Origin of the sequence: Paraclostridium dentum (assembly GCF_048568265.1) — a bacterium.
Taxonomy (GTDB): Bacteria; Bacillota; Clostridia; order Peptostreptococcales; family Peptostreptococcaceae; genus Paraclostridium; species Paraclostridium dentum.
This window is the reverse complement of record NZ_CP183813.1, coordinates 682,046-697,253: the sequence shown is the minus strand read 5'-3', so window position 1 is coordinate 697,253 and position 15,208 is coordinate 682,046. Positions and strand designations below refer to the sequence as shown.

The 15,208-nt window shown below is 27.4% G+C and carries 13 protein-coding genes; 3 read left to right on the top strand and 10 right to left on the bottom strand.

From position 1 onward, the window contains the following. Nucleotides 1–43: 43 nt before the first annotated feature. The gene (locus tag ACN6I1_RS03075) at nt 44–463 is read right to left on the bottom strand and encodes a hypothetical protein (RefSeq protein ID WP_419742676.1); all 420 of its coding nucleotides are present in this window, start codon (nt 461–463) and stop codon (nt 44–46) included. Between the two features lie 216 nt (nt 464–679). On the opposite strand from ACN6I1_RS03075, the gene ACN6I1_RS03070 reads away from it, so the two are divergent. After that, nucleotides 680–1,096, top strand: coding sequence for a DUF3783 domain-containing protein (locus tag ACN6I1_RS03070; protein WP_419742675.1), 417 nt, complete (start codon nt 680–682; stop codon nt 1,094–1,096). Between the two features lie 60 nt (nt 1,097–1,156). Here the strand turns inward: ACN6I1_RS03070 and ACN6I1_RS03065 are convergent, their stop codons facing one another. Both ACN6I1_RS03065 and ACN6I1_RS03060 read right to left on the bottom strand, forming a co-directional pair. After that, nucleotides 1,157–2,077: a DUF2232 domain-containing protein gene (locus ACN6I1_RS03065; protein ID WP_419742674.1), complete on the bottom strand. Its 921-nt coding sequence runs from the start codon at nt 2,075–2,077 to the stop codon at nt 1,157–1,159. Between the two features lie 192 nt (nt 2,078–2,269). Then, nucleotides 2,270–3,940 (bottom strand): MFS transporter, encoded by a 1,671-nt coding sequence (locus ACN6I1_RS03060; protein ID WP_419742673.1) that lies wholly within the window; start codon nt 3,938–3,940, stop codon nt 2,270–2,272. Between the two features lie 518 nt (nt 3,941–4,458). Here ACN6I1_RS03060 and ACN6I1_RS03055 point away from each other — a divergent pair. Beyond that, nucleotides 4,459–7,890: a pyruvate carboxylase gene (locus ACN6I1_RS03055; RefSeq protein WP_419742672.1), complete on the top strand. Its 3,432-nt coding sequence runs from the start codon at nt 4,459–4,461 to the stop codon at nt 7,888–7,890. A 178-nt stretch (nt 7,891–8,068) separates the two neighbouring features. Here ACN6I1_RS03055 and ACN6I1_RS03050 read toward each other — a convergent pair whose 3' ends face one another. The 7 genes from ACN6I1_RS03050 to ACN6I1_RS03020 all read right to left on the bottom strand — a co-directional run bounded on the left by ACN6I1_RS03050 (nt 8,069) and on the right by ACN6I1_RS03020 (nt 14,428). After that, a complete protein-coding gene (locus ACN6I1_RS03050) occupies nt 8,069–10,066 on the bottom strand; it encodes a HAMP domain-containing sensor histidine kinase (protein ID WP_419742671.1) in 1,998 nt (665 codons plus the stop codon). A gap of 24 nt (nt 10,067–10,090) precedes the next feature. Then, nucleotides 10,091–10,315: a hypothetical protein gene (locus ACN6I1_RS03045; RefSeq protein ID WP_021429896.1), complete on the bottom strand. Its 225-nt coding sequence runs from the start codon at nt 10,313–10,315 to the stop codon at nt 10,091–10,093. Continuing rightward, nucleotides 10,290–10,985, bottom strand: a complete 696-nt coding sequence (locus ACN6I1_RS03040) for a response regulator transcription factor (RefSeq protein WP_021429919.1) — start codon at nt 10,983–10,985, stop codon at nt 10,290–10,292. Before ACN6I1_RS03040 ends, ACN6I1_RS03045 begins: the two co-directional genes overlap by 26 nt. 388 nt (nt 10,986–11,373) lie before the next feature. Continuing rightward, nucleotides 11,374–11,829 (bottom strand): Fe-S cluster assembly scaffold protein NifU, encoded by a 456-nt coding sequence (gene nifU, locus ACN6I1_RS03035; RefSeq protein ID WP_021429900.1) that lies wholly within the window; start codon nt 11,827–11,829, stop codon nt 11,374–11,376. Nucleotide 11,830: 1 nt separating this feature from the next. Then, a complete protein-coding gene (gene nifS, locus ACN6I1_RS03030; protein ID WP_419742670.1) occupies nt 11,831–13,018 on the bottom strand; it encodes a cysteine desulfurase NifS in 1,188 nt (395 codons plus the stop codon). An 18-nt stretch (nt 13,019–13,036) separates the two neighbouring features. After that, nucleotides 13,037–13,492 (bottom strand): RrF2 family transcriptional regulator, encoded by a 456-nt coding sequence (locus tag ACN6I1_RS03025; protein WP_419742669.1) that lies wholly within the window; start codon nt 13,490–13,492, stop codon nt 13,037–13,039. A 165-nt stretch (nt 13,493–13,657) separates the two neighbouring features. Further along, on the bottom strand, nt 13,658–14,428 hold the full coding sequence (locus ACN6I1_RS03020) for a GNAT family N-acetyltransferase (protein ID WP_419742668.1): 771 nt from the start codon (nt 14,426–14,428) through the stop codon (nt 13,658–13,660). 213 nt (nt 14,429–14,641) lie between these two features. Between ACN6I1_RS03020 and ACN6I1_RS03015 the strand changes: the two genes are divergently transcribed. Next, the gene (locus ACN6I1_RS03015) at nt 14,642–15,199 is read left to right on the top strand and encodes a hypothetical protein (RefSeq protein ID WP_419742667.1); all 558 of its coding nucleotides are present in this window, start codon (nt 14,642–14,644) and stop codon (nt 15,197–15,199) included. The last annotated feature ends 9 nt before the right edge of the window (nt 15,200–15,208 follow it).

The following is a 15,208-nucleotide window of genomic DNA, read 5'->3' as shown; positions in this document are numbered from 1 at the left end:
CTTTATATTATATATACTTTGATATATTTTTTAAAGTATTAACTTATAGGTTATCCATTAAATCATTTGCTTTTTTATATAAATTATGATTTTTTATAAACCTTCTATAAGTTTTTATAAACCAAATTCCAAATACTAAAACTACTATATATATAGGCCAAGCCACTATACTTATCCCTGCAAATATAATACTAATTATAAATCCAAGCGTACCTATTATTATTCTTGTATCCATTATTTGAATAAAATCTGGCAAGTAACTTATACTAAACCAGCTCATTGAACTTAAAATTAACATTCCAAATATCATTATACCCGTAAAAACAATTGGCGGAACTATAAGTACTTTTGAAATTATTTCCAAAGGTTTCTCTAGTACTTTTCTTAATGCCCAGTTTTTACTTATATTAACATGATTTTTAAGTTTTTTATTTATGTAATTTAAAAATTGAGTTTTATCCATTTCATTTCTCCTTTTAAAAAGTACTACTATGTTTTACACAATAGTATATCACAAAAACATATTCATGTCTCCAAATAAAACATACTTCTTATATTTGGTATCTATTGTAACATTTTCAATTTTTTCTTTAACAAAGTTCGTATTTATGTTTAAAATTTTCTTAATTTGGTATCAATAATAGTAAACTTATTTTAAAAAGGAGGTGCTTAAATTACTATGGATTTTAAAAATATAAATACTTTGCCTACTTATAGTGACGATAGAGTTTGTGTCTTACTTTATAACTTTAATACAAAAGATTTAGGTATGTTAAAAAATATATGCAATCTAATTGGACTAAAAGATCAAATAATTCTTATGCCTAAGAATGCTACAACTTTAGTAAAAGATATTTTAAATAATAATATAGATGAAAGTTGCGAAGATGGATTAAAGCATAACGCTGTTATATTTAATAATGTAGACCATGTTAAAATTCACTCTTTTATGGAAGCTCTTAAAAAATTTAGGATACAAAGACCTTTAATTGCTGTAGTTACTGAAACTTCCATTGACTGGGAATTAAATACTGTAATACAAAACTTAATTGAAGAAAGAGAAGCCTTAAAATCAGGAAAAACTCTTAATCACTAAATTTAAAAAGCGCCCCGCAACAAATGCTACAGGGTGCTTTTTGTTTTATTTAAAATTGTCCTAAGCCATCTTTAGTTTCATCGGTGCATAGAAAAATGCGAGTGCTGAAATTATCCAAAAGCTAATATTAAACTTTATAATTAACGAAGCTAAAAATGTCATTCCCATTATATTCAATGCCATTATAGACTTTGTTTTTTGATAAGTATAAAGTCTTAAATATGCATATGCATCTCTTATTAAAAAATAATAAACAATATACTTTATAGTTTCAGTTATAGTAAGTAAATATACAAATTTTATATCAACACCTAATATATTTTTCAACTGAATTACAAACAAATATGCTAATCCAAAATATACAGTAGATTTAGAACAATATATGTAATTTGCATACTGTCTAATATTTTTCAAAATGTATAATTTTCGTTTACCTTCTTCATTCAAAGACTTAATTCTATCTCCAATAAATAAACTTGCAAAATAAGTCATTATAATAGTTCCAAGAGGAAGTGTAGCTATAAACATATAAAATAAAACCTCTTTAAACCCATCACTTACAGGCCAAGGTGCTAACATAGTTTTATAATCTTTTATGAAGCTAAATCCAATTAATTTAGAAAACCACACATCTATCATAACCATTATAAAGCAAGATACTATACTCAAATAAAATAAATCATCAAAGATTTTAGTTTTTTTAGTTATAACATAACCACACATAATTCCAATGATCATACTTTGACTCATACAAATTGCCGATCCTATATTACCCATTACTAATCCCACAATTAACAAACAAGTTACCATTGCAAGTATTGTAAATTTAAAATCGCATCTTAAGTATATAATTGCTATAAAAATCGGAACTATTATGTCTATGTAAAGTCCATATAAAAGTCCTGTAGATATTGCAAATATACTACAAACTATGAAAAGTGAAGACATTATAGCTGCCTCAGTCATCTTTTTTATTTCCATATACAGCCTTCTTTCTATACAAAATTCACTTATATAATTTTGCCAACGACATTACAAACCATATATGTTGATCAAGTTTATAAGTGATTTAAAATATACATATTGATACATTATAACATAGACGTTAATAAAATTCTTTATACATTAAAATAACTACAATCTAGTTCTAAACCTAGATTGTAGTTATTTTAGTTAAGCTTCTTTTTTATGTTTTTTTAAAAATAAAGATGCTATTAATCCGCATAAAGCTATTACTGCAGTTCCTATAAATAAATGTGCATATCCTTGATTCATTGTGTATTGATAAGCATGAACTATACTAGGTTTCGCTTTATCTAAACTAATTAAATAATTACTTTTCAACATATCAAAATTCATATTAGGATTAGATCCCATCGTATGTTGTAATCCATTAAACATAGAATTTACAAAAGATTTAACAACCTCAAATATATTTGTTACATCTGCATTTTGGAACTTATTTAGCATCTCAGCTGACATATTTCCTCCACCAAAAGAAGCTCCTGGTATTGGAGGCATTACTTTTTGAATAGCCGCTGGTACATTTCTACCGGCGTCAGAAACAAAGTTTATAAGTAAATTAGGTGATACCGCAACCCCTATAGATCTAAGTAAGGATACAGTAGATTGCCCCATAGATATCTCCTCTGGTTTAACTAAACTCATCATTAAATAATTTATAGGAGTTCCCATCGTAAATCCCATACCAATTCCCATAAATACTAAACCTACTGTTAAGTTTGTAAAATTAGGATGATTTGCTGTAATAAACGCTTGGTATAAAACCCCTATTATACTTGAGCTAAATCCCAATAATAAAAGCTTTTTAACACCATATTTATCAATAAATTTCCCACCAACAGGTGCAGCTATTCCTGTAAATACAGCAAATAAAGTCACTATATAGCCCCCACTACCCCTTTTTAGTTTTAATACGTTCTCGGAGAATTGAGGTAGAAATACAGTTCCCATAAGACCACAACCAACTATAAAACTTAAAAATAAAGTTAATGCAGTTTGCTTGTTTGTAAAAAATCCTAAGTTTAAAACAGGATCTTCTGCTCTTTTTTCTATATATATTACTATAGGTATAAAAACTATAGTTGTTAATAAATAAGGCCATACATCTATTGATTTAACTGAATTTGCAAAATCATAGAATTTTAAATTAGTTAATCCATACATTAAAGATGCTACAACTATACTTAATGCTACACATCCCCATACATCCATTTTTTTCACCTTAGAAGATTGTTTATTTTCTTCTAATTTAAAAGATGTAAATAAAATTATTATACTTATAGGCACGTTTATTAAAAATAAATATCCCCATCTGCTATCTCCTGCAATTGAAAGAACAAGACTTCCTAAAGTAGGTCCAAGAACTGTTGCTATCCCATATATTCCACCTACCATACCAAGGGCTGAACCTCTTTTTTCTTCTGGAAATGATGCTCCTATATAAGCAGTAGCTATTGGCATTATACCGCCTCCACCTATAGCTTGAATAACTCTTGATACTAGTAAAAATTCATAACTTCCAACTATATCAGATATTCCACAAAGCAAAGACCCTATTGCAAATAATGAAACACAAATTATATATACTTTCTTACGCCCATAAATATCAGCCATTTTACCTGTTATTGGCATAGATACTGCATAAGCTAATGTATATATAGTTATCATCCATACACTTGCTGATTGTGATACCCCTAGACCATTTGCTATTACATTTCTTGCCGGAGATACTATACCTGAATCCATAGCCCCCATAAAAATTCCAAGTAAAAATACTATCATAGCTATAGCTGTAGTATTTTTATTTGATTTCTCATTCATAAAAAAACACTCCTCTACTTAAATCTATTTATTTATTAACTTAAGATAATTGAAGAGTTTTTGTTCCTATTTTTAACTTATACTCATTTTAAAATATAATAAGTTTAATATTATATTCTAAAGTAAATATAAATTTTTGCTTTTTACAACACTCAATTATCTCAATAATGTTCATATACCCACATTAGTTAAAATTATTCACATTATTAATGAAAGCAAATTTGGTGAAATTATGTTGAATTTTCTTAAATATATGTTTGTATAATTAATTATTTCTTTTTAATATAAAGTATTTTAAAAAGCTTACTTTATATTTATTCGGAAAATATACTTTTTAAGTGGTTTCACCTTTTTTACACGTGTTTAATAAGATAGTTATGTACTTTTAAATTATATAAGTTGCATGATTCGATAAATATTTCTTATTTATTAAGGAGTTTTTATAACTATATTTAAAATTAAAGCAAATTAGTCTATAATCTTTAATATCAAAAGAATTAAGGGGGATTTTTTCACTTATGCTTAAAAAAATTAATAAGATTTTAGTAGCCAATCGTGGTGAAATTGCGATTAGAATATTTAGGGCTTGCTCTGAATTGGGTATAAAAAGCGTTGGGATATATAGCAAAGAAGATAAATATTCTTTATTTAGAACTAAAGCTGATGAATCATATTTAATAGGAGAGGATAAAGGTCCTATTGATGCTTATTTAGATATAGATGGCATAATTGAATTGGCCAAAAGTAAAAATGTAGATGCAATTCATCCTGGTTACGGATTTTTATCTGAGAATCCAGAGTTTGTAAAAAAATGTGAAGAAAACGGAATAATTTTTATAGGCCCATCGGCTGAAATAATGAATATGATGGGAGATAAAATCAACTCAAAACAAATAGCTAAAGAAGCTAATGTTCCCACTATTCCAGGTATAGATGAGTCAATTAAAAGCATAGAAAGAGCTAAAGAAATAGCTAATATAATTGGTTATCCTATAATGCTTAAAGCTTCTAATGGCGGTGGCGGACGAGGTATGAGAATTGTATACAGGGAAGATAACTTAAATATAGAATACGAAACTGCATGTAGTGAATCAAGAAAAGCCTTTGGTGAGGATATTATATTTATAGAAAAATATATACCTAATCCAAAACATATAGAAGTTCAAATACTTGGAGATAAGTTTGGAAATATAGTTCATTTGTATGAAAGAGATTGTTCAGTTCAAAGAAGACATCAAAAAATAATAGAATATGCTCCAGCATTTTCTCTATCTGATAAACTTAGAGAACAAATATGTACTAATGCTGTGAAAATAGCTAAACATGTTGGCTATGTAAATGCAGGTACATTAGAATTTTTAGTTGATGAAAATGAAAATTTCTACTTTATTGAAATGAATCCAAGAGTTCAAGTTGAACATACTGTAACAGAAATGATTACAGGTATAGATATAGTTCAAAGTCAAATATTAATAGCTCAAGGATATAAATTAGAAGATGAACCTATAAACATAAAATCACAAGAAGACATACAAGTAAGAGGATACTCTATCCAATGTAGAATAACTACAGAAGATCCTAAAAATAACTTCATGCCTGATACTGGCAAAATACAAGTTTATAGAACTGGTTCAGGTTTCGGTATAAGACTAGATGGAGGAAACGGGTTCACAGGATCTACAATAAGCCCTTACTATGATAGTTTGTTAGTTAAGACAATATCTTGGGATAGAACTTTTAAAGGAGCTATAAACAAAACAGTTCGTTCAATTAAGGAACTTAGAATTAGAGGTGTTAAAACAAATATAGGTTTCTTAGTTAATGTATTAAATAACCCAATTTTCTCACAAGGAAACTGTAGTACAAAATTTATAGATGAAAATCCAGATTTATTCGAAATAAAGGAAAGCAAAGATAGAGGAACTAAACTACTTCAATTTATAGGAAATACTATAGTAAATGAAAATAAATGTTCTGAAAAACCTGAGTTTCAAACTATATATAACCCTAAATCAAGCAATGCATTTTCTCCAAACGAAGGAAGTAAAGTTTTATTTGATAAACTAGGTAAAAAAGATTATTTAGAGTCTATAAAAAAAGAGAAAAAACTACTTCTAACGGATACAACTATGAGAGATGCACATCAGTCTCTTTTAGCAACAAGACTTAGAAGTTATGACTTATTAAAAGTTGCAAAACCAACAAGTGAGCATATGAAAGATTTATTCTCTCTTGAAATGTGGGGAGGAGCAACTTACGACGTAGCATACAGATTCTTAAAAGAATCTCCATGGGTAAGACTTGAAAAACTAAGAGAAGAAATTCCTAACATAATGTTTCAGATGTTATTTAGAGCATCTAATGGAGTTGGTTATAAAAACTATCCAGATAACGTTATAAAGGAATTCATAAAAGAATCTGCAAACAAAGGAATTGATGTTTTTAGAATATTTGACTCTCTTAACTGGGTTGAAAATATGAAACCTTCTATATATACAGCTCTTGAGACTGGTAAAATTGTTGAATCTACAATATGTTATACAGGAGATATTTTAGATCCAAATAAGACTAAATATAATTTAGAGTATTACATTAATATGGCTAGACAATTAGAAGAATTAGGCTCTGATATTATATGTATCAAAGATATGGCAGGCCTTTTAAAACCATATGCTGCCTATACTCTTATAAAAGCATTAAAAGAAAATGTTAATACTCCTATTCACCTACACACTCATGACACAAGCGGTAATGGAGTTGCTACATGCTTAATGGCTTCTGAAGCTGGTGTTGATATTGTTGATGGTGCACTTGAAACAATGGCAGGACTTACTAGTCAGCCTTCATTAAATTCAATCGTAGAAGCTCTTAAAAATACAGAAAGAGATACTAAAATAGATTTATATGGATTTGAAGAATTAGGCAATTACTATAAAGATTTACGTAATGTATACTCAAAATTTGAAAGTGATTTAAAGAATCCATCTGCTGAAATTTATAAATATGAAATTCCAGGTGGTCAATATACAAACTTAAAACCTCAAGCTGACAGTTTAGGTTTATCTGATAAGTTTGATCAAGTAAAAGAAAAATATAAAGAATCTAATGAAATATTAGGTGATATCATTAAAGTTACTCCATCATCTAAAGTTGTAGGAGATTTAGCAATATTTATGGTAAAAAATAAATTAGATAAAGATAATATAGTTTCAGAAGGGAACAATCTTTCATTCCCAGACTCAGTTGTTGACTATTGTAGGGGTATGATAGGCCAACCTGAGGGAGGAATACCTAAGAATATTCAAAAGGTAGTACTAAAAGGAGAGACTCCTATAACAGTAAGACCTGGAGAATTAATTCCAAGTGAAGATTTTGAATCTGTTAAAAAACATCTGGATGAAAAATTTAGTATGGATTCTAATGTACGAAATATATTAAGTTACACACTTTATCCTAATGTTTATGAAGATTATTTAAAACATCTACAGTTATATAATGATATTTCAAAACTTGAAAGTCACGTATATTTTTATGGTTTATCAATAGGGGAAGAATGTGAAGTAGAGATTGAAGAAGGAAAAGTATTAACTATAAAGTTAATAGAAATCGGGGATATAAAAGAGGACGGAAATAGAACTTTATCATTTGAACTAAATGGAATGATGCGAGATATAGAAGTTAGTGATACTCACTATAGTTCAAATATAAAAGATATCTTAAAAGCTGATATGAACAACCCTCTACAAATAGGCGCTAGCATTCCTGGAAAAGTTGTAAACATATTAGTTCAAGAAAACGAAGAAGTTAAAGAAAATCAACCACTTATAGTTATTGAAGCTATGAAAATGGAAACTGTTATAGTAGCTAAAACAAGTGGATGTGTTAAATCTATTTATGTAAGTCAAGATGAAATGGTAAAAGATAAACAATTACTAATAGATATGAAATAAAAATAAAAAGCTATATCAAGTTGACTGCAACTCCGTATAAATAGATAAGTTTTGCTCCCCAAATCAAAAATTCGCTACGCTCATATCTCCGAACGTGGTCGCTCAAAATACGATTTGAAAGGTCGCTAAAACTTATCTATTTATACTATGCTGATTTATTTGATATAGCTTTTTTATTTTATATTGTGTTGAATGAGAGTTCTACCTTAAATAAGTCTCCATCTATTTGAACCCCTAATTTACCACCTTGAAGTTGTACTAAGTCTCTAGCAATAGCTAGTCCAAGTCCACTTCCCTCTGTATTTCTAGCTAAGTCTCCCCTTTTAAATCTTTCAAGTATTTCACTTGCTTCAAAGTTTAATTCGTATGCCGATATATTTTTCATAGAAACAAATACTTGATTTTCATTCACTACCATATCTACATACACTCTTGTATTTTCATGAGAGTATTTAGATATATTTACTAATAAATTTTCAAATACTCTATACATTCGTCTTCCATCACAATTTATATAAACAGGTTCTTTTGGGATATTTAATTTTAAACTCAAATTAGATTCTATTAATTTTTCTTCATTTTCGCCTATACTTTGTCTTAATAGTTGATTTAAATCCAATTTTTCAATATTAAGATCAATATTTCCACTACTTGCTTTACTAGCCTCAAACAAATCTTCTATAAGATTTTTTAAACGTTTTGACTTATTGTCTAATATATTTATATAATCATTTAAGTACTCAGGCTGTACATTTTCTTCTTTTTTTATTAAATCAACATAGTTTATTATTGATGTTAAAGGCGTTTTTAAATCATGACTTACATTTGTTATAAGCTCAGTTTTCATTCTTTCACTTTTTAAGGTTTCTTCTATTGCATTTTCTAGCCCATCACTTAAATTGTTTATATTTTCTGCAAGAATAGTTAAGCTATTGTTATCTCTTAATTTTATTTTATGATTTATATCTCCATTCTTTATTTTTTCTGTACCTTCTATAATTTCATCAATATAAGCTAATCTGTTTATTGTGTATCCAGTTACAATAAATAAAACTGATGATAGTAGAGTTAAAATAAACATAACTACTCTAAATGAAATTGAATAAAATTGTATATTAAAAAACATAAGTATAAAGGTTGTACTCATTAATATTAATAAATCTAGTAAGATCAACCTTTTTATTAAAGGTATTTTCTTTCCATAATTAATTGTATTTGTTATTACATTTATAAAAAACTTTCCAAATCTATAGGTTATGCTATTTTTTAAAAGTTCACCCTTGACATCTAAATTTATAAAATAACTTATCCATATAAATGTGAAGCTTAAAAATATAAATTTTAAAATTACAGACCACCTAGAACTTACATCTAAAACTGCAACCATTCCTAATACTAAAAATATAAAAGTATATATTTCTAAAGGTATTTTTTTATATATTTTTAATATTAAACTATCTTTATCTATAAGTTTTTCTTTATTTTTTATAAGTGCAATCAATGAAATAATTGATATTATAGCTGATATTATTAAAACTTTAATTAAGTCTTTTGATAAATTTTTATAATGCTCAAACTGATTGTAATTCCATTTAAACCCCAGACTATCATAATAGTCTAATTTATAGTTAATTTGCTTCGGGAATGACATGCTGATTTTAAGATTATCTTCCGTCCCCCAATAATTATTTTCTCTATTTAGCTTATATACATTTCGTTTGTTATTTATAATTTTAGTATATGTAACTAAATTATCTTGAAAATCAATATCTAAGTTATAATAATCTTTTTGGTACTTTCTAAACTCTTCGTTATTTATAAAGTTAGTATTGCTATAAACTTCTCCCGTAGAATTATTTTCAATAAAAAATTTCATACCTTTAATTTCAGCTAATCTACTTCTAGCATCTACTATCTCTTCCTTTTGATATTTACTTGATGTTGATATCTCCATGCTTGTTAATATATTTGGAAGAACACTACTTTCAAATACATCACTTTCAAAAAAATTACTTGCGTGTGGTATATTTGAATTGTTAATTACATTACTTGGTTTTATCTGTCTGTATGTATACCCAAAAAATAAGTCCCCAGCTATTGCTCCAAATATTGCTGTTGAAATTAATAATATGATTAAAGTTATAAACTTTAATATTTTTTTGTTTGTCTTTTTCATTTATTCACCCATTTCTTATCTTACCTATAATAAATTCATAGCTCTCATAGTTTTGTAAAAAATAAAATTTGAAACTGCTAAAACTAAAAATTGTAGCCCTAACTGTCCTTCTAAATATGTAAACCCTATTAAAACAGCTCCAACTTGCGCCATAAAGAAAAATATAAGTAAAAGTGCAAAATGCATTACTAACTGTATATTCCATCTTTTTATTTTTAAAATATTATAACTTCTCGATTTTGTATCCAACGCCCCACACCACCTTTAAGTATCTTGGTTCTTTAGGATTAATTTCGATTTTTTCTCTAATTCTCCTAATATGAACACTGACTGTATTTTCTGAGTTAAAACTCTCTTCTTCCCAAACTCTTTCATAAATTTCATCTATTGAAAAAACTCTACCTTTATTAGATATTAAAAGATTTAAAATCTTAAATTCTATAGGCGTAAGTTTAACTAATTCTTCATCAACAAATACTTCTTTACTATTAATATTTAATTTAAGATCTCCACTTTGTAAAATATCTTTATTTTCTACAGATTCGTAATTTCCTAAATTTATGTATCTTCTGAGTTGCGATTTAGTCCTTGCTATAAGTTCTAATGGATTGAATGGTTTTGTTATATAGTCATCTGCTCCAATATTTAATCCAATAATTTTATCACTATCCTCACTTTTTGCAGATACTAATATTATTGGTATATTTTTTTCTTCTCTAATTTTTATGGTAGCTTTTATTCCATCTAATTTAGGCATCATTATATCCATAATTATCAGATGAATATTTTCTGATACTAAAATTTCTAATGCCTCCATACCATCATAAGCTTTAAATATATTAAATCCTTCATTTCTTAAGTAAATCTCAATCGAGTCTACTATCTCTTTATCATCATCAACAACTAAAATATTGCTCATATACTTACCTCACTTCATTTAATCATCAGCTTTGATTATACAATATCCCCACCTTTCTATCTTTATTTTTTCTATATTTATATAATAAACTATAAATCTTAAGAATTTCTTAACATAAATCTTAAGATTTTCTTACAATTTTATTTCCTTCTAAAAATATCTTCATATATTAGACGATAAATTATTCAAAAAAGTTTCATTTTTTATAAAAATTCCCATAAAAAAAGACATTTATAACTTATAGTTATAAATGTCCTCTTTTCCTTACTCACAAATATTTTAAATTTCTTAATAACAAATAGAGAGTAATATGTATTGACGCAACACTTACGTACGCAGTACGTCGTGTGAAGGAAATACATATTACTCTCCTATTTATATTTTAAATTTAAACTAAATCTTCTTCTAAATCATGGTGATGATCGTGATCATCTTCTATAACAACACCATCTAAAGCAGCTATGTGTATATTATTCTTTTTAGAGTAATCTATTAAAGCAGCTTTTATAGCTTGTTCTGCTAATACTGAACAGTGCATTTTTACTGGTGGTAATCCATCTAATGCTTCTGCAACAGCTTTATTTGTTATTTCTAAAGCTTCTTCTATAGTTTTACCCTTTATTAATTCTGTAGCCATAGAAGAACTTGCTATAGCTGATCCACATCCGAAAGTCATAAACTTAACATCGTTTATTATTTTAGTATCATTATCTATATCAAGATATATTCTCATTATATCTCCACATTTAACGTTTCCAACTTCTCCTATTCCACTAGCATCCTCTATTTCTCCAACATTTCTTGGGTTCATGAAATGATCCATAACTTTTTCACTGTATTGCATATTAATTACCTCCCTTTTCTAACTTGTTGTATAATGGTGACATACTTCTTAGTCTCTCTATTATTTTTGGTAAGTTATCTATTATATAATCTATATCTTCTTCTGTTGTAAAATCTCCTATACTAAGTCTTAATGATCCATGAGCTATCTCATGAGGTAGCCCCATAGCCATAAGAACGTGAGATGGATCTAGTGATCCAGAAGTACAAGCTGATCCACTTGATGCTCCTATACCTAACATGTCTAGCATTAATAGTATTCCTTCTCCTTCTATAAACTCAAATGAGAAGTTTACATTTCCTGGAAGTCTGTACTCTAAGCTTCCATTAACTTTTGTATGAGGTATTCTTTCTAGTATACCATCTATAAGTTTAGCTCTTAATGCTGTTAGTCTTTCTATATGCTCTTCCATGTTAGCTTTTGCAAGTTCACATGCTTTTGCATATCCAACTATACCTGGTATATTTTCTGTACCTGCTCTTCTTCTTCTCTCTTGTGCTCCACCATGAACGAATGTGTGTAATTTAACACCAGTTCTTATGTATAAAGCACCTATACCTTTTGGTCCATAAATCTTATGAGATGACATACTCATTAAATCTATATTTAACTCTTTAACATCTATTGGTATATTTCCAGCAGCCTGAACAGCATCTGTGTGGAATATAACATTATGTTTTTTAGCTATTTCTCCTATTTCTTTTATAGGTTGTATAGTACCTACTTCGTTGTTAGCAAACATTATACTTATTAATATAGTTTTATCTGTTATTGCTTGTTCAACATCTTCAGCATTTACTCTACCATCAGCATCTACATCTAAGTATGTTACTTCAAATCCGTGATGCTTTTCTAAATATTCACAAACATGTAATATACCATGATGTTCTACTTTAGAAGTTATTATATGATTTCCTTTAGACTTGTTTGCAAAAGCAACTCCTTCTATTGCCCAGTTGTCACTTTCTGTTCCACCAGCTGTAAAGTATATTTCATTTGGTTTTGCATTTATAAGATTAGCTACAGTTTCTCTTGATTTATCTAAAACATTCTTTGCATCTCTCCCGAAAGAATGAAAACTTGATGCATTTCCGAAAGTTTCAGTGAAGTAAGGCATCATAGCATCTAATACTTCTTGTTTTACAGGAGTTGTAGCCGAATAATCCATATATATTTTTCTTTTTTCCATTTCATTCATCTCCTAAATCTATTTTATAATTAAATCTGTTATATCATTTATGTTTTTGTTTTTATTTTTATTGTAATCATCTATCATGTTTTGAAGTGTTATTGAATTTATAACATCTTCAATACCTTTTTTAAGTCTTTCCCAAACAATTTTGGTAACACATATGTCGGAATTTTCACATATATCTTCATCTACTACACAATCTGATATTGAAACAGGACCTTCAAGTACTATTAGTATATCTCCTACAGTTATATCTTTAGGTTCTTTAACTAATAAATATCCTCCTTGAGCACCCCTTACACTTTTAATCAATCCAGCTTTTTTAAGTGCTGAAAATATTTGCTCTAAATATTGCTCTGATATATTTTGCTTTTGAGCTATTTGTCTTAATGGAACTGGTCCATTTTTCTGTGTCAACGAAAGCTCAAACATTGCTTTTAGTCCGTATCTACCTTTAGTTGATAGCTTCATTTTATACACCTTCTTTTCAAATAGGTATTCCCGACTAACTTACTAGGTTTTATCTTCAAGATTATTTTATTATATCCTAGTGATCTTGTCAACATTAAATTCATACTATTTTTGTAGGAATTAAAAAAAGAGTTAAAACCTTGTGTTTTCAACTCTTTTTATTCTTTACCTATAATAAATTACCCACTGACCAACTTCTTTAAACCCTAATTTTTTATAAATTTTTCCGGCATCTTCATTATCATAAAATAGGCATGGCTTCTTTTTTTCATCTAATAAACTATTACATAGCTTAACTATACATTTTGTTGCATACCCCTTATTCCTATACATAGGGTGTGTACCTACTCCAACTATCATTGCATGTGTAGCATTTTCTGATGTAGATTTTGCCATAGATACAATTTTTTTATTTTTTTCAATGTAATAACCTCTTCCAGTTCTTAAATTTTCTCTTATACTTTGTATTGTAGGTTTTTGAAATTCATTTATATCTTCATATAAACTTAGTATTTTACCTATCTTTCCAAATCTTATTTTTTTAACATCACTATCTAATTTATATTCTTTTAAATAACTTCTATTTTTCAGTATACAAAAGTTCACAATTCTTTTTCTATTATAATCAATATATGGCTCTATGTATTTTAAAGTTTCTATTTTCCCATTTATGTTACTAAATGGTAGGCTATTTATATAATCAATAAAGCAAGTCAAGTCGCTATTATCATAAGAATACAACGTTAATAGATCAAAGTATTGTATAAGTAATCCATTTATATCCCCAACGGTATTTAAATCTCCCCATATATTAAAAAATTGATTATCATATCCATATCTTTCAATGTCTCCTATTACAAATAAATTAAAATCTTCTTCTCTTCTTAAGTATTCAATAATTTGATTATGGTAATATTCATCTAACTTTAGAATCATTTTATCCTCCGACATATAAGTTTAATGCTAAATAATATGTTATTAGTTATTTATTTATTCTTTTTTATAATGCTTTTTTCCTTTATTGAATTAGTTATTATTTTATAATTATATCAAATTAAAACAAAATTTTATTTTTATAGTCAAATTACTTGAAAATGTATTTTCATAGTGATATATTAGTTTTAATAATTTCAGAAAGAAGGGTTAATTATGACTGTATTAGATGTCTTTGTTAAAAATTTATGTGGAACATTTAATAACGATGAGCAAATAGAATCTGAATTAAAAAAAGGCGAGGTAAAACACCCTTGTGCAAAACATATAAATGGTATATGTAATGATAAAATAAAAAATTTACCTAAAGATTTTAAAGGTTACTTTGTTATAGAAGAAAGCTACTATAAACAAGGCAATTTCAGCAACATATTGCCTCATTTATTTTTATTTACACTAAATGAAGATAATAAGGTTGTATTAACATCATATGAATTACCTGAAGGAGTTAAAAAAGAAGATTTTAGAAATGATAACGAATCATTAACAATGGATTATAATGATTTAATTGTATCTGAAAAGTTTACTCCTATGGTCTATGATGAGTCCAACGGAGTATTTACGGGAGAAAGTATCAGTCATTTTTCACCTGTAACTAAATTTGAACTAAAAGAAAGAATAGAAGACTCTGCATTATATGTAAGCGAAGTTTTTTATAAAAACGATAAAATAACTTTTGGATTTGTAGATCCACTAATATATAAAAGAATATAATAAAAAGGT

Excerpts from the sequence above, each read along its gene's own strand:
- ACN6I1_RS03075 (WP_419742676.1), bottom strand. The coding sequence starts at position 463 with ATGGATAAAACTCAATTTTTAAATTACATAAATAAAAAACTTAAAAAT.
- ACN6I1_RS03070 (WP_419742675.1), top strand. The coding sequence starts at position 680 with ATGGATTTTAAAAATATAAATACTTTGCCTACTTATAGTGACGATAGA.
- ACN6I1_RS03065 (WP_419742674.1), bottom strand. The coding sequence starts at position 2,077 with ATGGAAATAAAAAAGATGACTGAGGCAGCTATAATGTCTTCACTTTTC.
- ACN6I1_RS03060 (WP_419742673.1), bottom strand. The coding sequence starts at position 3,940 with ATGAATGAGAAATCAAATAAAAATACTACAGCTATAGCTATGATAGTA.
- ACN6I1_RS03055 (WP_419742672.1), top strand. The coding sequence starts at position 4,459 with ATGCTTAAAAAAATTAATAAGATTTTAGTAGCCAATCGTGGTGAAATT.
- ACN6I1_RS03050 (WP_419742671.1), bottom strand. The coding sequence starts at position 10,066 with ATGAAAAAGACAAACAAAAAAATATTAAAGTTTATAACTTTAATCATA.
- ACN6I1_RS03040 (WP_021429919.1), bottom strand. The coding sequence starts at position 10,985 with ATGAGCAATATTTTAGTTGTTGATGATGATAAAGAGATAGTAGACTCG.
- nifU (WP_021429900.1), bottom strand. The coding sequence starts at position 11,829 with ATGCAATACAGTGAAAAAGTTATGGATCATTTCATGAACCCAAGAAAT.
- nifS (WP_419742670.1), bottom strand. The coding sequence starts at position 13,018 with ATGGAAAAAAGAAAAATATATATGGATTATTCGGCTACAACTCCTGTA.
- ACN6I1_RS03025 (WP_419742669.1), bottom strand. The coding sequence starts at position 13,492 with ATGAAGCTATCAACTAAAGGTAGATACGGACTAAAAGCAATGTTTGAG.
- ACN6I1_RS03020 (WP_419742668.1), bottom strand. The coding sequence starts at position 14,428 with ATGATTCTAAAGTTAGATGAATATTACCATAATCAAATTATTGAATAC.
- ACN6I1_RS03015 (WP_419742667.1), top strand. The coding sequence starts at position 14,642 with ATGACTGTATTAGATGTCTTTGTTAAAAATTTATGTGGAACATTTAAT.